Source organism: Streptococcus oralis (assembly GCF_023109195.1).
Classification (GTDB): Bacteria; Bacillota; Bacilli; order Lactobacillales; family Streptococcaceae; genus Streptococcus; species Streptococcus oralis_BV.
Genome location: NZ_JALDUB010000001.1, coordinates 246537 through 266899 on the forward strand (window position 1 = coordinate 246537; position 20363 = coordinate 266899).

The following is a 20363-nucleotide window of genomic DNA, read 5'->3' on the forward strand; positions in this document are numbered from 1 at the left end:
TTGCGTTTTTGTTGATGATAGATTATTTAGGAGACAAATGATGGAATTAACAGCTATTTATCATAGACCAGAATCAGAGTATGCATATCTTTACAAGGAAGATCAGCTACATATCCGAATTAGAACCAAGATAAATGATGTCCAGAAGGTTATCTTACACTATGGAGATCCCTTTATTTTCATTGAGGATAAGTATGAAGCCAAGAAAGAAATGACCAAAGTAACCTCAGATGCCCTATTTGACTATTGGCAGATTACAGTCTCGGTTGATTTTTTACGCATTCAGTATCTCTTTGAACTCCTTGATAAAGAGGGTAAGGGTATTTTTATGTAGATAAGGAACATACTCAAGAAAACTTGGATGCTGAAGGAAATGGCTTTAAACTTCCTTATGTTCACGAAATTGATGGATGTCAGGTTCCTAGTTGGGTTTCAAATACCGTGTGGTATCAGATTTTCCCAGAACGCTTTGCTAATGGAAATCCTCATTTGACGTCAGATGGGAGCTACCTCAAGTCTGTTGACCGATTTCTCTTAGAACCAGATGTAGTCGCTAGAAAAATTGTCAAAATCATAGGAAAAAACAAACGGGAACTCAATCTCCCAGTTTTGTTGAATCTAGCCCATAAGTTTTATACCCTCTTTCCCAAGCTAGCCGATAAGTTGGCAGGGGAGACTTTTAATTATAAGTAAAAAAGGTTCCTTTTGTAAGGAACTTTTTTATGATATTTTACTGAGTGACAAAAAATGTTTGTTTTTTTGTTCTAAATCTATATTCACGTTTTTTGAATCTTCTACAAATTTTAGAAAAAACAATCAAAAATATGATTTTTTGTGTTTAGGGCATTGAAATTTCCTATATTATTTTATAAAATAAGGGTAAAAGGCTATGAAAAAGTAATACGCTTACAAATAAATGGAAGCGGTTACTAAAGGAGGATTTTATGGAAAAAGGCCATTGGAATCGTAAAAGAGTCTACAGCATTCGTAAGTTTGCCGTAGGCGCTTGCTCTGTCATGATTGGAACCTGTGCGGTTCTATTTGGAGGAAGTGTCATTGGAGAACCACCAGTTTTCGCGGATGAAACTCCTATCACCCACACTGTGGAACAAGCAAAAGAGGAAAGTCCGGCAGTGGAGGAAAAAGAAGATCAAGCTGTAGCAGAGCACAAGGATGCTGCAAGTGTCGACCAAAGTCAAGCTGCTCCAATTGAAGCAAGCAAACCAGAGAAGAAAGAAGAGGAACCTGTAGCTCCAAAAGAGGAGAAAGCATCTCTAAAACCTGAAGAAACAGCACCAAAGGTAGAATCTCAAGCTTCAAGTCAAGAAAAGCCTGTCAAGGAAGAGTTGAAAGCTGCGACAAATGAAGAAGTGAATCAAATGATTGAAGATAGAAAAGTGAATTTTAATCAAAATTGGCACTTTAAACTCAATGCGAATCCTAAAGAAGCTGTGAAATCGGATGCAGATGTATCAACATGGCAAAAATTGGATCTCCCACACGACTGGAGTATCTTTAACGATTTTGACCATCAGTCACCTGCCCAAAACGAGGGTGGACAGCTCAATGGTGGTGAAGCTTGGTATCGCAAGACCTTTAAACTTGATGAAAAAGATCTCAAGAAAAATGTTCGTGTCACTTTTGATGGTGTCTATATGGACTCTCAAGTCTATGTCAATGGCCAGTTAGTGGGGCATTATCCAAATGGATATAACCAGTTCTCATACGATATCACCAAATACCTTCACAAAGATGGTCGTGAGAATGTGATTGCTGTCCATGCGGTTAACAAACAGCCAAGTAGCCGTTGGTACTCAGGTAGTGGTATCTACCGTGATGTAACCTTGCAAGTGACTGATAAGGTTCATGTTGAGAAAAATGGAACAACCATCTTAACACCAAAACTTGAACAACAGCAACATGGCAAGGTTGAAACTCATGTAGCCAGCAAGATTGTCAATACAGACGATAAAGACCATGAACTGGTGGCAGAGTATCAAATCGTTGAACGTGGTGGTCAGGCTGTAACAGGCTTGGTTCGTACAGCGAGCCGTACCTTGAAAGCACATGAATCAACAAGTCTTGATGCGATTTTAGAAGTTGAACAACCAAAACTCTGGACAGTTTTAAATGATAAACCTGCCTTGTACGAATTGATTACGCGTGTTTACCGTGACGGTCAATTGGTTGATGCTAAGAAAGATTTGTTTGGTTACCGTTACTATCATTGGACTCCAAATGAAGGTTTCTCTTTGAATGGTGAACGCATTAAATTCCATGGTGTTTCCTTGCACCATGACCACGGAGCGCTTGGAGCAGAAGAAAACTATAAGGCAGAATACCGTCGTCTCAAACAAATGAAGGAGATGGGCGTTAACGCCATCCGTACAACTCATAACCCTGCAAGTCCACAGACCTTGCAAATCGCAGCAGAACTTGGTTTGCTCGTTCAGGAAGAGGCCTTTGATACGTGGTATGGTGGTAAGAAACCTTATGACTACGGACGTTTCTTTGAAAAAGACGCTACTCACCCAGAAGCTAGAAAAGGTGAAAAATGGTCTGACTACGATCTTCGTACCATGGTCGAAAGAGATAAAAATAACCCAGCTGTCTTCATGTGGTCTATCGGAAACGAAATCGGTGAAGCCGATGGTAAACCTCATTCTCTAGCAACGGTTAAACGCTTAGTAAAAGTGATTAAAGATGTTGATACTACACGTTATGTTACCATGGGAGCAGATAAGTTCCGCTTTGGTGATGGTAGCGGTGGTCATGAGAAGATTGCCGAAGAACTCGATGCAGTTGGTTTCAACTACTCAGAAGACAACTACAAGAAACTTCGTGCGAAACATCCAAACTGGTTGATTTATGGTTCAGAAACATCTTCAGCAACCCGTACACGTGGTAGCTATTATCGTCCTGAACAAGAATTGGTACATAGCAACCAAGCTTATCGTAACTATGAACAGTCAGATTATGGGAATGATCGTGTTGGTTGGGGTAAAACGGCAACCGCTTCATGGACCTTTGACCGTGACAACGCTGGCTATGCTGGACAGTTTATCTGGACAGGTACGGATTATATCGGTGAACCTACACCATGGCACAATCAAAACCAAACTCCCGTTAAGAGCTCTTACTTTGGTATCGTAGATACAGCCGGTATTCCAAAACATGACTTCTACCTCTACCAAAGCCAATGGGTTTCTGCCAAGAAGAAACCGATGGTGCACCTTCTTCCTCACTGGAACTGGGAAAATAGAGAATTAGCAGACAAAGTTGCTGACTCAGAAGGCAAGATTCCAGTTCGAGCTTACTCAAACGCTGCAAGCGTAGAATTGTTCTTGAACGGTCAATCTCTCGGTGTTAAAAAGTTCAACAAAAAACAAACCAGCGATGGACGCACTTACCAAGAAGGTGCCAATGCTAAGGAACTCTATCTTGAGTGGAAGGTTGCTTACCAACCAGGTACTTTGGAAGCTGTAGCTCGCGATGAAGCTGGTAAAGAAATTGCACGTGACAAGATTACCACTGCAGGTCAACCAGCAGGTGTTCGTCTCATCAAGGAAGAACACGCAATCGCAGCAGATGGAAAAGACTTGACTTACATCTACTACGAAATCGTAGACAGTGAAGGAAATGTGGTACCAACTGCCAATAATTTGGTTCGTTTCCAATTGCATGGACAAGGTCAACTGGTCGGTGTCGATAATGGGGAACAAGCCAGCCGTGAACGTTATAAGGCACAAGCAGATGGTTCTTGGATTCGCAGAGCCTTTAACGGTAAAGGGGTTGCCATTGTTAAATCAACTGAGCAAGCAGGTAAATTCACACTGACAGCTCATTCAGATCTCTTGAAATCGGACCAAGTCACTGTCTTTACAGGTAAGAAAGAAGGACAAGAAAAGACTGTTTTAGGTACAGAAGTACCAAAAGTACGTACTGTTATTGAGAAAGAGCCAAAAATGCCGAAGACAGTCGGTTTTATCTACAGTGATGGCAGTCGTGAAAAACGTCCAGTAACTTGGTCTTCAGTTGATGTGAGCCAAGCAGGAGTTGTGACTGTTAAAGGTATGGCAGACGGACGCGAAGTTGAGGCCCGTGTCGAAATTCTAGCAATCGCAAATGAGCTTCCAACTGTTAAGCGTGTTGCTCCAGGAACAGACTTGAGCGCTGTTGACAAATACGTTTCTATTGCTGTTACGGATGGAAGCGTACAAGAATACGAAGTTGATAAGTGGGAGATTTCGGAAGCAGATAAAGCTAAACTGTCAGTTGCAGGATCACGTATTCAAATGACTGGTCAACTGGGTGGTGAGACTATTCACGCTACCCTTGTGGTAGAAGAAGGTAATCCTGCGGCTCCTGCAATACCAACTGTAACTGTTGGTGGCGAATCTGTCACTGGTCTTACTAGCCAAAATCCAATGCAATACCGAACTCTTGCTTATGGTGCCCAATTGCCAGAAGTCGCAGCAAGTGCTGAAAATGCAGCTGTTACAGTGGTGCAAGCAAGCGCAGCAAACGGTATGCGTGCAAGCATCTTTGTTCAACCAAATGATGGTGGTCCTCTTCAAATGTATGCAATTCAATTCCTCGAAGAAGCACCAAAAATTGACCATTTGAGCCTACAAGTGGAACAAGCTGACGGTCTCAAAGAAGACCAAACAGTCAAATTATCTATCCTTGCTCACTATCAAGACGGAACACAAGCTGTTTTACCAGCTGATAAGGTGAACTTCTCTACAAGTGGTGAAGGGGAAGTAGCAGTTCGTAAAGGAATGCTTGAGTTGCATAAGCCAGGAACAGTCACTCTCAAAGCAGAATATGAGGGGGCTACAGGTCAAATCGCTCTCACGATCCAGGCCAATACTGAGACGAAGGTTGCGCAATCTATCCGTCCTGTAAACGTAGTCACAGACTTGCATCAGGAACCTACTCTTCCAGCAACAGTAACGGTTGAGTATGACAAAGGTTTCCCTAAAGCCCACAAAGTCATTTGGCAAGCCATTCCAAAAGAAAAACTCGATCACTATCAAACCTTTGAAGTTCTAGGTAAAGTTGAAGGTCTGGATCTTGAAGCGCGTGCTAAAGTCTCTGTAGAAGGCATCGTTTCAGTTGAAGAAGTTAGTGTGACAACCCCAATCTCAGAAGCACCGCAATTACCAGAAAGTGTTCGTACCTACGATTCAAATGGTCACGTTTCATCAGCTAAGGTTACATGGGATACGATTCGTCCAGAGCAATACGCCAAGGAAGGTGTCTTTACGGTTAATGGCCACCTAGAAGGTACGCAATTAACAACTAAACTTCATGTTCGCGTATCTGTTCAAACCGAGAAAGGTGCAAACATTTCTGACCAATGGACCGGTTCAGAATTGCCACTTGCCTTTGCTTCAGACTCAAATCCAACTGATCCTGTTTCAAACGTCAACGATAAATTGATTTCCTTTAATGACCGCCCTGCTAACCGTTGGACAAACTGGAACCGTACTAATCCAGAAGCTTCAGTTGGTGTCCTATTCGGAGATTCAGGTATTTTGAGCAAACGTTCAGTTGATAATCTAAGTGTCGGATTCCACGAAGACCATGGAGTTGGTGTACCGAAGTCTTATGTGATTGAATATTATGTCGGTAAGACCGTTCCAACAGCTCCTAAAAACCCTAGCTTTGTAGGTGAGGAAAACCATGCCTTTAATGATCCTGCAAACTGGAAAGAGGTAAGCAATCTCAAAGCACCAGCTCAATTAAAAGCTGGAGAAATGAATCATTTCAGCTTTGATAAAGTTGAGACCTATGCGGTTCGCATTCGTATGGTTCGACTTGATAGCAAGAAAGGAACGTCTATCACAGAAGTACAAATTTTTGCGAAACAAGTCGCAGCAGCCAAACAAGGACAAACGAGAATCCAAGTTGACGGTAAAGACTTAGCAAACTTTAACCCAGATTTGACAGACTACTATCTTGAGTCTGTAGATGGAAAAGTTCCTGCAGTAACAGCAAGTGTTAGCAACAATGGTCTCGCTACCGTCGTTCCAAGTGTTCGTGAAGGTGAGCCAGTTCGTGTTATCGCGAAAGCTGAAAATGGCGACATCCTAGGAGAATACCGTCTACACTTTACAAGCAATAAAGACTTGCTCTCTCGTAAACCAGTTGCTGCGGTCAAACAAGCTCGCTTGCTACAAGTAGGGCAACCACTTGAATTGCCAACTAAGGTTCCTGTTTACTTCACAGGTAAAGACGGTTACGAAACAAAAGACTTGGCAGTGGAATGGGAAGAAGTTCCAGCAGAAAATCTGACTAAAGCAGGCCAATTTACTGTTCGAGGTCGTGTCCTTGGTAGTGATCTTGTTGCTGAGTTCACTGTACGAGTGACAGACAAACTTGGTGAAGCTCTTTCAAATAACCCAGAGTATGATGAAAATAGTAACCGCGCCTTTGCTTCAGCCACTAACGACATTGATAGAAACTCCCATGACCGTGTGGACTATCTCAATGACGGAAATCATTCAGAAAATCGTCGTTGGACAAACTGGTCTCCAACACCATCTTCTAATCCAGAAGTATCAGCAGGTGTGATCTTCCGTGAAAATGGTAAGATTGTAGAACGGACTGTAGCGCAAGCCAAACTTCATTTCTTTGCAGATAGTGGTACGGATGCCCCATCTAAACTCGTTTTGGAACGCTATATTGGCCCAGACTTTGAAGTTCCTACCTACTATTCAAACTATCAAGCCTACGACGCAGGCCATCCATTCAACAATCCAGAAAATTGGGAAGCTGTGCCTTATCGTGCGGATAAAGACATCGCAGCTGGTGATGAAATCAACGTAACATTTAAAGCTGTCAAAGCCAAAGCCATGAGATGGCGTATGGAGCGTAAAGCAGACAAGAGCGGTGTTGCGATGATTGAGATGACCTTCCTTGCACCGAGTGAATTACCTCAAGAAAGTACGCAATCGAAGATTCTTGTGGATGGAAAAGAACTTCCTGACTTCGCTGAAGATCGTCAAGACTATCAAATCACCTATAAAGGTCAACGTCCAAAAGTCTCAGTCGAAGAAAGCAATCAAGTAGCTTCAACAGTTGTAGATAGCGGAGACGATAGCCTTCCAGTACTTGTTCGCCTTGTTTCAGAAAGTGGAAAACAAGTCAAGGAATACCGTATCCAGTTGACTAAGGAAAAACCAGTTTCTGAGAAGACTGTTGCTGCTGTACAAGAGGAACTTCCAAAACTCGAATTTGTTGAAAAAGATTTGGCCTACAAGACAGTTGAGAAAAAGGATTCAACACTGTATCTAGGTGAAACTCGTGTAGAACAAGAAGGAAAAGTTGGTAAGGAACGGATCTTCACAGCGGTTAATCCTAGTGGAAGTAAGGAAGAAAAACTCCGTGAAGTGGTAGAGGCTCCGACAGACCGCATCGTCTTGGTTGGTACTAAACCAGGAACTTCTCTTCCAGAAGACGAAGTGAAGAATCTTGTCCTCGACAGACCAGAACTTGTAGTTGAAGAAGAAACCATCGACTTCAAGGTTCAGGAACGTAAGTCTGATAAGTTGTATCTAGGTGAAACTCGTATCCTCCAAGAAGGAAAACAAGGTGTCCGTCTTCACTTGATTGAAGTGGAAAATGGAAAACGTCAGCTTAAAGAAACTTACGATAAAGTCGCTACTCAAGATCGTATTGTAGAAGTTGGAACTAAACCAGGAACCTCCCTTCCAGAAGATGAAGTGAAGAACCTAGTCCTTAACAGACCAGAACTTGTAATCGAAGAAGAAACAATTGATTTCAAGGTTCAGGAACAAAAGAATGATCAGCTTCCAGCGGGTCAAACTCGTGTTCTCCAAGAAGGTCAAAAAGGTATCCGTGTTCACTTGATCGAAGTTGAAAATGGCAAGCGAACTGAAAAAGAAAGCTATGATAAAGTCATGGCTCAAGATCGCGTTGTAGAAGTTGGTACGGCTAGTGAAACAACTAAACCAGTACCTCAAGAATCTACAAAACCACAAGTATCAGAAAAAACAGATACAAAAGAAATTTCTTCAAATGAAGCTAGTCAGGATCAAAAAGAACAGTTACCAAATACAGGAAGTGCAGAAAGTCAAGCAGCTCTAGCAGCAGGTTTAGCTCTTCTTGGTTTGAGTGCAGGTCTAGTGGCCACTAAAGGTAGAAAAGAAGACTAATCTCATTTAGTAGCCAATAAGTACAGTAAAGAAAGATCAGGGATAACCTCCTGGTCTTTTTTCTATGATTCAGAATAATGAAATATGCTAAATTAAACTATTTACCAGTATGGTGTATGACTATTGCTAAATCTCTTCTGATTTTTACTTATATAAAATAGTTTGGATAATTATTAAGGTGTATCAAACTTATAAATAAATGTAATGTTTCTTTCTGTTTGTTTAAAAGAGAAGTTGTTCGTAAGTGTACACTATACTTAAAGCAACTTCAGTCTGATGAAAGAATTAGTTTTTATGGCAGTAATTTTACACTGTGTCAATATTTTCAAAAGGCAATAACCTCATAATATTACAAAAAAAGTTAATTTTGTTTTATAATGAAATTAAAGGAGGTTTCTATATTAAAAACAGAACAAATATGATAAATATTGCACTCACATATAGTTATGAAACATGTTAATATGATGTAACTTATTCAATAACCCTCATGGATTTCAACGAATTCGAAAGGAGATGAGTGTTGAGATTTTATAATCATAGTTTATCGTTTTAATGTTTTCGGTAATTTAGAAAGGAAGATTATGAAGAACAAGAAATTTTGGTTACCCATCCTAACTTCTCTGGCCTGTTTGCTAGGGACAATCTTTGCTCCAAATTCAGTTCAAGCAAAGGAACTGAAGAACGTTATCAGTAATATTGGAATTTGGGAGGTTGATAATGGTAAGTTTATAAAACCAGATGCGAATGGTGTTTATACACTTTCTCCTGAGCATCATAACTACTCAAATTATAGATTCACTGTTGATTACGATTTGAGCGCCTATGATGGTAAATTAGAGGACGGTGATACCTTTACCTTTACTGTTCCGAGCCCTTTAACTGTTAGAAATGAAACTTTTGATTTAAAAGATAAGGAAACAGATCTCGTTATCGGAGAAACTCAAATTGTATCAAACGGGGATAATAATGGTGGTAAGGCAACTATTACATTAAAAAATCTGAAAACCTATCTTGAGAAAAAAGGTGGCTATCAAGTACAAAATGTCAAAGGGACATTCTTTGTTGGTTTTAGTTCTAAAAATGAACTAAGCAATGAGACGCTTCGATTTGATAAAACGGAAACTATAAATGAAATTACACACCAAATTAAGGTAAAAAGAGGTGAAGCATCTGATTATTCTGAAGGTATTGGACGTGCGAATTTCAGTAAGTATCATGGTCTGATTTACAAAGAGGATTGGACATCTAGTGCTCTAAATAAGAGTGGACAATATTTACACAGTTGGTATGTCCGAGCCAATCCTAAACAAGCTGCCTATAACAAAATTGAAATTCATGACTGGGTTGATCCAAATGCCTCACCGATGCAGATGATTCCAGAAACATTTAAAGTTACGGCAGGTTGGTATGATCAATATTATTACTTGAAAGATGAGGTTGTCTTAGAAGCTGGTAAGGATTACCAAGTAAAATGGAATGATTCTTACACAGAATTTACTTTAACAATTAACAATGCATCTTCAATTCTTGCGAAGAACGGTAAACCAGCAGCATTTCGAATTAATTACAAAACAAGTGCTCCAGCTGATGGCACGCAAGTCCAAAACAATGCTGAAATGAAGGGTGATGACCAGATCCTAACATATGACGACTATAGTAATAAGACAGTCGTTAAGCAAATCGGAAACTCAGTCATTGCTTCTGGTGGTACAATTCAGTTAGAAACAGGGTACCGTATCATTCTTTACAAGGTCGACGAGCTGACTCATGACCGTCTAAAAGGAGCAAAATTCAAGATTACTCCTCCAGCAGGAGCTGCGGCTAAAGAAGAAATTGTAACGACAAATGATGACGGAATTGCTGAATCATCTATTTACTCAGAGAGTGATATCAAGAAAGGGAACTTTACAGTAACCGAGATTGAGGCTCCTGAAGGATATGAGTTGAATCCTACTCCATTTGAGCTGACTGTTGGACAAGATGGAGCTATCAAAACAGTTACAAATAAACGTAGCAAAGCTAAAGTTAAGATTAAGGCTAATAAAAAACTTACAGGACGTGAGTTGAAGGCTGAAGAGTTTGAATTCACTTTAACAGACCAAGATGGTAAGGTGAAAGAAACTGTGAAGAATGACAAAGACGGAAACATTGCTTTCTCAGAATTGGAATTCGACAAAGCAGGGACTTATACCTTTAAAATTGCTGAAAAAGCTGGCAGTGATACAGGCATCAAGTACGACACTAAAACTGTTACGGCTACAGTTACTGTAGCGGACAAGGGTAAAGGTGCACTTGAAGCAACTGTTTCTTACGATGATGAAAAAGCTTTCGAGAATACTTATACTCCAGCAAAAACGGAAGTTTCTGTTAAGAAAGTATGGAAGGACGAGAACAACCAAGACGGTAAACGCCCATCTTCTGTCACAGTTAAATTGCTTGCAGATGGTCAAGATACTGGTAAAACACTTGAATTGACTGAAGCAAATGGTTGGGCTGGAAGCTTCAAAGACCTTGATGCTGATAAAGGCGGCACACCTATCCAGTACACGGTAGTAGAAGTAACTGTTGCTGGTTACACTTCTGAAATTACTGGTGATGCTGCATCAGGATTTACCATCACAAATAGCTATTTACCAGAAACAGTTGATGTAAAAGCAACTAAGAACTGGGATGACGCGAACAACCAAGACGGTAAACGTCCAACTAAGATTACAATCAATCTTTTAGCAGATGGTCAGAAACATGATTCGAAAGAAGTTCAAGCAGCCGCAGATGGAACTTGGACTGTCGAATTCACGAAATTAGCAAAATATAAAGCTGGTAAAGAAATCAAATACACTGTAACAGAAGAAGCCGTAGCAGAATACGAATCTACTATTACAGACTTTACCATCACAAACAAATATGCTCCTAAAGCAATCGACTACAAGGTAACAAAAGTATGGAACGACGCTAATAACCAAGACGGCAAACGTCCTGAGTCCGTAACGGTTCAACTTTATAAAAAAGTAGGAGATGCTGATCCAGTAGCCGTTGAAGGTAAGAAATTAACCTTGACAGCTAAGGATAAGACCGACGCTAACACTTGGGTAGCATCCTTCACAAATCTTCCACAATACGAAGCTGGTAAAGAAATCACATACTCAATCAAGGAAGTGGATGTGCCAGCTGGCTATGAAGCCTCTGTAACTGGTCAAGTAGTGACTAACACTCACAATCCAGATACAGTTATCCTTTCAGGAACTAAGGTGTGGAAAGATAACAACAACCAAGACGGCAAACGTACAACATCTGTGAAAGTTCAAATTCTTAACGGCGACAAAGTTGTTCAAGAAATTGAAGTTTCAGAAAAAACTGGTTGGAAGTTCGAATCTAAAAAACTTCCTAAGTATGAGAATGGTAAAGAAATCACGTACACTGTCAAAGAAACTGCCATGACAGAATACAAAGCAACCATCACTACAGACAAGGATGGCAAGTACACCATTACCAACGAACATACTCCAGAAAAAACAGCTGTAAAAGGTCATAAGATCTGGAAAGATGAAGATAACAAAGATGGCATCCGTCCAGCATCTATCACCGTAAAACTTCTTGCAGATGGTAAGGAAACCGGTCAGACAGCTACAGTGTCAGAAACAAGTGGCTGGACTTATGAGTTTACAGGTCTTGATCGTTATCAAGAAGGTAAGGAGATTGCCTACACTGTTGAAGAAGTGAATGTTCCAGATGGTTATACAGCTTCAGTAGAAGGTTACAACATTACAAATACACACACTCCTGAAAAACCAACACCAGGTAAACCAAATGAACCAGGTAAGCCTAAAAAAGGTGGGGAATTGCCTAATACAGGAAGCGAGTCTAATCAAGTGGCTCTAATAGCTGGAATCGCCCTTCTTGGATTGGGAACAGGATTCTTGGCAAGACGCAAAAAAGAAGATTAAGTTTTTTAAACGGTATCTTTCACGAAATTTTGCAACACAGTTTAAAAGTGGAAACAAGTGTCAATGGAAATTGGCACTTGTTCTTTTGTACCTGACCCTGATTCTACTACCAGATACAAGTGGATAGTTGCCACTTACTGAAAAGCTATTGTTTTTGCTACGAAATCCTCTATAATAGGTGACAAATAAAAAAGGAGATGTTGCATATGATTGAAACAAGATTACAAGATAAATTGAAGCCAGGTTTGGAGGTAGAAAATTTTCAAAAAGATGGGGATATCTATCTGTCTCTTAATCCTGATTATCTATCTGGAGATAATGCTAAATATATGACCATGTATAACCGTATGGCTCGCTGGTACGATATGAGTGAGAAATGGATAGGACCGCTTCTCCACGGCAAGGCAATTGACAAGTTGAGAAGGGATCTGATGGAGGAAATAGAATGGAAAGATAATTTATCTGTTCTTTATGTCTCTATCGGCACTGGTCAAGACCTCCGTTATATTCCTGAAAAAATTGACCTGAAAAGTTTAGACTTTGTAGGGGTAGATATTTCTATCAGTATGCTAGAAAAATGCCAGAAATCTTCCGCTAAAAAGACCAATTTGCAACTTTTCCATGCTTGCGCGGAGGATCTACCCTTTGCGAATAATAGTTTTGACATTGTCTACCATATTGGCGGAATCAATTTTTTCAATGATAAGGCCAAGGCTATGCAGGAAATGCTACGAGTGGCGAAGCCAGGGACTAAGATTTTAATTGCAGATGAGACGGCTGACTATGTGGATCAGCAATATAAGAAAAATCATTTTAGTAAGGATTATTTTAAAGATGCTACTGTTGATTTGAGTGAAATTGAGAATGCTGTTCCAAGTGAAGTTAAGGAAAAGGAAATGAAACTTCTTTGGGATGGTAAATTCTACGCCTTAACATTTAGGAAATAAAAAAAGTATCTTGGTAGAGCTTAGAAAGTAAGTATGAAGATAAAAACATTCCCTTAGACAGCTGTCTGAGGGAATGTTTTTTTATGGGAGCATCATCAATTCGACAATCATAGCTATATAGATGATTAAGGTAAGGAGAAAACCGGCTCTCCAGAAGAATTTGATGAATTTAGGGTAATAAAAACTTCGTTTTTTGACAAGGAAAAAGATTACAAGGAGGATTGCTAGGAGAGAAAGTGCGACACCAAGTCGCGGTAGAAAGTTGTGGGTAAAGGCTTTAGCAGTAATCAGATAGTACTCAAATACCAACAGTGGAAAAGCTAGATCCGCGAAATTAAATCCTATTTTCCTAAGTCCGAAAAGCTTGGTGACAATAAAGCAAACCACCAAGGTTAATATCAATAATAAAATAGATGCTATTTTCATTAAAATCATACCCATATTGTATCATAAAAAAACGCTAAAGGAAATGAGAAACAAGGGAATTTGTAGGAAAGTCAGGCTTTTGAGATTGTAGGTGTTTTTTGTTATAATGAAAGTTATGAAATCTTATAATACCTTGAATGATTATTATCGAAAACTTTTTGGAGAAAAGACTTTCAAAGTTCCTATTGATGCGGGATTTGACTGTCCCAATCGGGATGGAACTGTAGCTCACGGTGGTTGTACTTTTTGTACGGTTTCAGGTTCTGGAGATGCCATCGTGGCACCGGATGCCCCTATCCGTGAGCAATTTTATAAGGAAATTGACTTTATGCACCGCAAGTGGCCAGAAGTTAAAAAGTATCTGGTTTATTTTCAAAACTTTACCAACACCCATGAAAAGGTGGAAGTGATTCGGGAGCGATACGAGCAGGCTATCAACGAGCCAGGTGTAGTAGGGATTAATATCGGAACACGACCAGACTGTTTACCCGATGAAACCATCGAATATTTGGCTGAGTTATCGGAACGCATGCATGTGACTGTAGAATTGGGCTTACAGACAACCTTTGAAGCAACCTCTGACCTGATTAACCGTGCCCATTCTTATGAATTGTATGTTGAAACAGTAAAACGCTTGAGGAAATATCCCAAAATTGAGATTGTTTCCCATTTGATCAATGGTTTGCCTGGTGAGACTCATGAGATGATGGTCGAAAATGTCCGTCGCTGTGTTACGGATAATGATATTCAAGGAATTAAACTGCACTTGCTTCACCTCATGACCAATACACGGATGCAGCGAGATTACCACGAAGGACGCTTGCAACTGATGAGTCAGGATGAGTATGTCAAGGTCATTTGTGACCAACTAGAAATCATTCCCAAGCATATCGTCATCCATCGAATTACAGGAGATGCACCGAGAGATATGCTGATTGGCCCTATGTGGAGCCTCAATAAATGGGAAGTGCTAAATGCTATTGAAACTGAAATGAGACGCCGAGGAAGTGTTCAGGGCTGTAAGGCTGTAAAACAGGAGTTTGAAAATGAAAAGACCACTTGAGATGGCGCATGATTTTTTAGCTGAAGTCGTGACAAAAGAGGATATTGTTGTGGATGCGACCATGGGTAATGGGCATGATACCCTTTTTCTAGCCAAGCTAGCCAAGCAAGTCTATGCCTTTGATATCCAGGAGCAGGCTTTGGAGAAGACGCAAGAGCGTTTGGATCAGGCTGGAATGAAAAATGCCCAGTTAATCTTGAAAGGTCATGAGACACTAGACCAGTTTGTGACAGAAGCTAAGGCAGGGATTTTTAATCTTGGTTATTTACCTTCTGCTGACAAATCCGTCATCACTCAACCTCAGACTACTATCGAAGCATTAGAAAATCTGTGTCATTTGCTTGTCAAAGGGGGACGGATTGCTATCATGATCTACTATGGTCATGAAGGAGGAGATACTGAGAGGGATGCTGTATTGGATTTTGTTAGCCAATTGAACCAACAAGAGTATACAGCTGCCATTTATCGGACTCTCAACCAAGTTAATAATCCACCGTTTTTAGTTATGATTGAAAAATTAGAAAGGTATAGACATGGATAAACAATACCTTCGTGAGAAGCTTGAGGCAATGCGCCAAAATTTTGTCGAGTCAACGCATCACGAGCGAGCAGTCGGCGTGCTCGACGAAGCACATATGAGCAAGAAAATGCTTAAAATCAAGAAAAAATTAGTGGCTCTTGAAATGGAACGATGCCAGAAAAAAATTGAGCACAAAGACTGTTCTAAGATTGATCAGAAAATCCAAGAGCAAAAGGAGATTTTTGAATCTTGTTGTAAAAAAGATTAAGGAGGAATTGTGTGGAATTACTCATTTACTTGATTCTATTTTTATTTGTCTTAATCATTTCAACCACGACCAATAAACTTCTCCCTTTTTTGCCCCTTCCTCTTGTACAAATTCTTTTGGGGATTGGGATTGGTTTATTTGTTCCCGATGCGGACTTTCATCTCAATACAGAGCTGTTTCTAGCCATGGTTATTGGTCCCTTACTTTTCCGGGAGGCAGAAGAAGCGGATATTACGTCCATTTTGAAGCATTGGCGGATTGTCGTCTTTCTGATCTTTCCTGTGATTTTTATCTCGACCTTAAGCTTGGGGGGCATGGCTCACTTCCTTTGGATGACTCTTCCTTTGGCGGCCTGTTTAGCAGTTGGAGCGGCACTTGGGCCAACAGATTTGGTTGCCTTTGCATCTCTTTCTGAACGTTTTCGTTTTCCCAAACGGGTTTCTAATATCCTAAAAGGGGAAGGACTCTTAAATGATGCTTCTGGTTTGGTTGCCTTTCAGATGGCTCTTGCTGCTTGGACAACAGGAACGTTTTCATTCAGCCAAGCAGGAACTTCCCTAGCACTTTCTATCTTTGGTGGTTTTGTAGTCGGTTTTGTGACGGCTATGGTCAATCGTTTCTTGCATAGCTTTTTGCTGAGTGTACGAGCGATAGATATAGCCAGTGAACTATTGCTAGAGCTAAGTTTGCCACTCATGACCTTTTTCATTGCAGAAGAGTTTCATGTTTCAGGGATTATCGCAGTAGTGGTTGCAGGTATTTTGAAGGCCAGTCGCTTTAAGAAAATTACGCTCCTTGAGGCTCAGGTAGACACCGTGACGGAGACCGTCTGGCACACCGTGACCTTTATGCTAAATGGATCAGTCTTTGTTCTCTTGGGAATGGAATTAGAATTGATTGCAGAGCCAATTTTGTCTAATTCTCTCTACAATCCCCTTCTTTTACTGCTTTCAGTTGTCGTTCTGACCTTCTTGCTTTTTGCGATCCGCTTTGTCATGATTGCTGGTTTTTACTTTGTGAGGACGCGTCGACTTAAGAAAAAAATTCATAAGTACATGAAAGATATGCTTCTTTTGACCTTCTCTGGTGTCAAAGGGACAGTATCTATCGCGACTATTCTCCTCATACCAAGTCATTTGGAGCAGGAGTATCCTCTGTTGCTCTTTCTCGTAGCAGGCGTTACACTATTAAGCTTTCTAACAGGTTTACTGGTCCTCCCTCGCTTATCTGAGGAACAAGAGGAAAGCAAGGACCATTTGATGCATATTGCGATTTTGAATGATGTAGCTGCAGAATTAGAAAAAGAGCTGGACCATCACAAGAACAAACTTCCTCTTTATGCAGCTATTGATAACTATCATGGTCGAATTGAAAACCTCATCCTTAGTCTGGAAAATAAGAGAGTCCAAGAGGACTGGGAGTCCCTAAAGCTTCTTATCTTGAGTATTGAGAGTGACGGTTTGGAGCAAGCCTATGAAGAAAATAGAGTCAGTGAGCGTGGCTATCGAGTTTACCAACGTTACCTAAAAAACATGGAGCAGAGTATCAATCGGAATTTCGCTTCTAGAGTGACTTATTACTTCCTAGTTTCTTTACGGATACTGCGCTTTCTACTTCATGAAATGTTTACCTTTGGCAAAACTTTCCGTAGTTGGATGAATGAAGAATCTCGTAAACTACTAGCAGTTGACTATGATCAGATTTCAGAGTTGTATTTGGAAAATACAGAGCTGATTATTGAGAGTTTGGAAAACCTAAAAGGGGTTTACAAGAGTTCTCTGATTAGCTTTATGCAAGAGTCTCGTCTACGCGAGACGGCCATTATCGGAAGCGGTGCTTTTGTTGAGCGGGTTATCAATCGCATCAAGCCAAACAATATCGACGAAATGCTACGAGGCTACTATCTCGAACGTAAGGCAATCTTTGAATACGAAGAAGCTAAACTGATAACAGCCAAGTATGCCAAAAAACTACGCCAAAATGTGAATAATTTAGAAAATTATTCTCTGAAAGAGGCTGCGAATACCTTACCTTATGATATGCTAGATTTAATCAGAAGAACTTAGATGATGAAGAAAATGACGGAGGATGGAACATGAAAAAGTGGTGGAAAGAGCTGATGGACAGGCCCTTATTGAAAGCTTTTTTGCATTATTATCAAGCATCTGATAGCGAGTTGACCAGTGTTGCGGTTGCCTACTATTGGTTGATTTCAATCTTTCCTTTGCTAATGATAATGGTCAATATTTTGCCTTATTTTCAGATTCCAGTCTCAAATTTCTTACTGACAATCAAGGAATTCTTGCCTGATACGGTGTATGATGTGGTCGCCAAGATTGTCCGAGAAGTCCTGACTCAACCATCAACTGGTTTGCTGAGTTTTGCCGTTTTATCTGCACTCTGGACCTTTTCGAAATCAATGGATTTCCTCCAAAAAGCCTTTAACAAAGCCTATGGAGTGACCAAGAGTCGAGGGATTATCTCCCATCAGTTGATGAGTTTGCTTGTTAGCCTTGGCTTGCAGATTCTTTTTGCCCTAGCCTTGTTTTTGAGTATGTTTGGTCGCATGTTGCTCAACCTCCTCAAAACTTACTGGCAATCAGACAGCCCGCTATTTTCCTACCTGCAAGATTTTACAGGCCCTCTGGTCTATGCCATGATCTTTGCAATTCTGGTTATGATTTATTACTTCCTTCCAAAAGTAAAAACACCACGAATCCGCTATGTTTTACCAGGAAGTGTCTTTGTCTTGCTAACTCTTATCTTTTTATTAAATATCTTTTCTGTCTACGTCAATAGTTATGTTAATCACCTAGTTGATGTCCGATTTTTCAGTTCCATTATCGTGGTAGTCATGATGTTCTGGTTTATTCTTATTGCAAAGATTTTGATTATCGGAGCAGTTATCAATGCCAGTGTTCAGAGCTTGAAAGATCCAAAGTTTAGTATGGAATAATTAGAAAAATCCCTATTAGGTTTCCTAATAGGGATTTTCTTAATAGATAAACATGGCATCTCCAAAACTGAAGAAGCGGTAGCGTTCTTGGATGGCATGGTGATAAGCATCTAGGACTAAGTCACGACCAGCAAAGGCAGAAACCAACATGACCAGAGTTGATTTTGGTAGGTGGAAGTTGGTTGAAAAAGCATCCACAACCTTCCAGTCGTAGCCTGGTTTGATAAAGATATTGGTCCAGCCAGAATCTGCTTGGATTTGCCCATTAAACTTGGAACCGATGGTTTCCAGTGTGCGGATCGAAGTGGTTCCGACAGCGATGACACGACCTCCATTTTCCTTGACAGATCGAAGGGTGGCAGCTGCTTCCTCAGAAAGTTGGTAGAACTCTGAGTGCATTTCATGTTCGTCCAGATTGTCCACAGAAACAGGTCTAAAGGTTCCGAGTCCGACATGGAGAGTGAGATAGACTAGATGGACCCCCTTAGCTTGGATTTCTGCGAGCAGTTCTTTGGTGAAGTGCAGTCCAGCAGTTGGTGCTGCAGCAGAGCCACTTTCCTTGGCGTAGACGGTTTGATAACGTTCACGGTCATCCAGTTTTTCATGGATGTAGGGTGGTAGTGGCATTTCACCTAGACTTTCCAAGACTTCTAGGAAAATTCCTTGGTATTCGAAGCGGACAATGCGGCCTCCGTGGGTCAATTCTTCTGTAACGACAGCGCTGAGGCGACCATCGCCAAAGTTGACACGAGTGCCGACCTTGAGGCGTTTGGCAGGTTTGGCCAGAACTTCCCACTCATCACCAGCAGTATTTTTGAGCAGGAGAAGTTCCACATGACCTCCAGTTTCTTCCTTTTGACCATAGAGGCGAGCAGGGAGAACTCGGGTGTCGTTCATGACAAGGGCATCACCAGGTTCCAGCATATCAATAATAGAGTGGAAGTGTTTATCCTGAAATTCTCCCGTCTCACGATTGACGATGAGGAGTTTAGAGGCATCTCGCTTTTCAAGGGGTGTTTGGGCAATCAATTCCTCAGGTAAGTGGAAATCAAAATCTGCTGTATTCATTTTTTCATCATTCTTTCTAACTTCTAATCTTATCCATTATAACACGTTTCAAGTTTGGACGCTCTTTTTTTAGAAAATAAATCGTTTTCACTTGACAAAAATTGGTCTATACCATATAATAAATATAGAAATATGGAGGATATAAAATGAAAGTTATTAAAGTTGAAAATCAAGTTGAAGGTGGAAAAGTAGCTTTTGAGATTTTGAAGGAAAAATTGGCCAATGGTGCTCAAACGTTAGGACTTGCGACAGGAAGTAGCCCTCTTGAATTTTACAAGGAAATCGTTGAGAGTGACCTTGATTTTTCAAATCTAATCAGTGTAAACCTCGATGAGTATGTAGGGCTTGATGGGGACAATCCACAGTCTTACCGTTACTTCATGCAAGAACACTTATTCAACCAAAAACCATTTAAAGAAAGTTTCTTGCCACGTGGTGTTAAGGATAATGCTGAAGAAGAAGTAGAACGCTACAATCAAATTTTGGCTGACCATCCTGTTGATTTGCAAATCTTGGGAATTGGTCGTAATGGACATATCGGCTTTAATGAGCCTGGTACTCCATTTGACAGTCAAACGCATCTAGTAGAACTTGACCAGTCTACTATCGAAGCCAATGCTCGCTTCTTTGAGAAGATTGAAGACGTCCCAACCCAAGCCATCTCAATGGGGATTAAAAACATCTTGGATGCTAAGTCAATTATTCTCTTTGCATACGGTGAGTCGAAAGCAGAAGCTATTGCTGGAACAGTATCAGGCCCAGTGACTGAGAATCTCCCAGCAAGTAGCCTACAAAACCACCCTGACGTGACGATTATCGCAGATGCAGAAGCACTAAGCTTACTTGAAAAATAAATTCAGAACCACTTGCTCTTTGGAGTGAGTGGTTTTTTGATGCTTATAAGCTAGAAGTGAAATTTTGATAATTTTGGTTTAATCTATAAAATATTTGAATAAAGAAATTATATAAATTTTAATGCAGAGAAAAA

The 20363-nt window shown here is 40.5% G+C and carries 11 protein-coding genes and 2 pseudogenes; 11 read left to right on the forward strand and 2 right to left on the reverse strand.

Going from position 1 to position 20363, the window contains the following annotated elements; all coding sequences use genetic code 11:
• Positions 1–40: 40 nt before the first annotated feature.
• The 5 genes and pseudogenes from M1F65_RS01215 to M1F65_RS01235 all read left to right on the forward strand — a co-directional run.
• Positions 41–507 (forward strand): annotated as a pseudogene (locus M1F65_RS01215) (alpha amylase N-terminal ig-like domain-containing protein); the annotation flags it as partial.
• Positions 499–693 (forward strand): annotated as a pseudogene (locus M1F65_RS01220) (SDR family NAD(P)-dependent oxidoreductase); the annotation flags it as partial. The pseudogenes M1F65_RS01215 and M1F65_RS01220, both read left to right, overlap by 9 nt.
• A 251-nt stretch (positions 694–944) precedes the next feature.
• Entirely contained in the window at positions 945–8183 is a 7239-nt protein-coding gene (gene bgaA, locus M1F65_RS01225) for an Ig-like domain-containing protein (RefSeq protein ID WP_247925315.1), read from the forward strand.
• Between the two features lie 581 nt (positions 8184–8764).
• Positions 8765–12127, forward strand: a complete 3363-nt coding sequence (locus M1F65_RS01230) for a Cna B-type domain-containing protein (protein ID WP_247925316.1) — start codon at positions 8765–8767, stop codon at positions 12125–12127.
• A 206-nt stretch (positions 12128–12333) separates the two neighbouring features.
• Positions 12334–13074 (forward strand): class I SAM-dependent methyltransferase, encoded by a 741-nt coding sequence (locus tag M1F65_RS01235; RefSeq protein WP_247925317.1) that lies wholly within the window; start codon positions 12334–12336, stop codon positions 13072–13074.
• 81 nt (positions 13075–13155) lie between these two features.
• On the opposite strand, the gene M1F65_RS01240 is transcribed toward M1F65_RS01235, so the two are convergent.
• Positions 13156–13515 (reverse strand): DUF3397 domain-containing protein, encoded by a 360-nt coding sequence (locus M1F65_RS01240; RefSeq protein WP_008281343.1) that lies wholly within the window; start codon positions 13513–13515, stop codon positions 13156–13158.
• A 91-nt stretch (positions 13516–13606) separates the two neighbouring features.
• Here M1F65_RS01240 and mnmL point away from each other — a divergent pair, with 91 nt between their 5' ends.
• Genes mnmL through M1F65_RS01265 form a run of 5 tightly spaced genes read left to right on the forward strand, consistent with a single transcriptional unit; the run spans position 13607 to position 18307 of the window.
• Positions 13607–14563, forward strand: coding sequence for a tRNA modification radical SAM protein MnmL/YtqA (gene mnmL, locus M1F65_RS01245; RefSeq protein WP_000867033.1), 957 nt, complete (start codon positions 13607–13609; stop codon positions 14561–14563).
• On the forward strand, positions 14547–15104 hold the full coding sequence (gene mnmM / locus M1F65_RS01250; protein WP_049477702.1) for a tRNA 5-(aminomethyl)-2-thiouridylate-methyltransferase MnmM: 558 nt from the start codon (positions 14547–14549) through the stop codon (positions 15102–15104). Before mnmL ends, mnmM begins: the two co-directional genes overlap by 17 nt.
• Positions 15097–15351: a hypothetical protein gene (locus tag M1F65_RS01255; RefSeq protein WP_000361094.1), complete on the forward strand. Its 255-nt coding sequence runs from the start codon at positions 15097–15099 to the stop codon at positions 15349–15351. Before mnmM ends, M1F65_RS01255 begins: the two co-directional genes overlap by 8 nt.
• Positions 15352–15362: 11 nt before the next feature.
• On the forward strand, positions 15363–17417 hold the full coding sequence (locus M1F65_RS01260; RefSeq protein ID WP_247925318.1) for a cation:proton antiporter: 2055 nt from the start codon (positions 15363–15365) through the stop codon (positions 17415–17417).
• Between the two features lie 29 nt (positions 17418–17446).
• Positions 17447–18307 (forward strand): YihY/virulence factor BrkB family protein, encoded by an 861-nt coding sequence (locus M1F65_RS01265; RefSeq protein WP_247925319.1) that lies wholly within the window; start codon positions 17447–17449, stop codon positions 18305–18307.
• 39 nt (positions 18308–18346) lie between these two features.
• Here M1F65_RS01265 and queA read toward each other — a convergent pair whose 3' ends face one another.
• The gene (queA, locus tag M1F65_RS01270) at positions 18347–19375 is read right to left on the reverse strand and encodes a tRNA preQ1(34) S-adenosylmethionine ribosyltransferase-isomerase QueA (protein WP_247925320.1); all 1029 of its coding nucleotides are present in this window, start codon (positions 19373–19375) and stop codon (positions 18347–18349) included.
• Positions 19376–19521: 146 nt separating this feature from the next.
• Here queA and M1F65_RS01275 point away from each other — a divergent pair, with 146 nt between their 5' ends.
• Positions 19522–20229 (forward strand): glucosamine-6-phosphate deaminase, encoded by a 708-nt coding sequence (locus M1F65_RS01275; RefSeq protein WP_247925321.1) that lies wholly within the window; start codon positions 19522–19524, stop codon positions 20227–20229.
• The last annotated feature ends 134 nt before the right edge of the window (positions 20230–20363 follow it).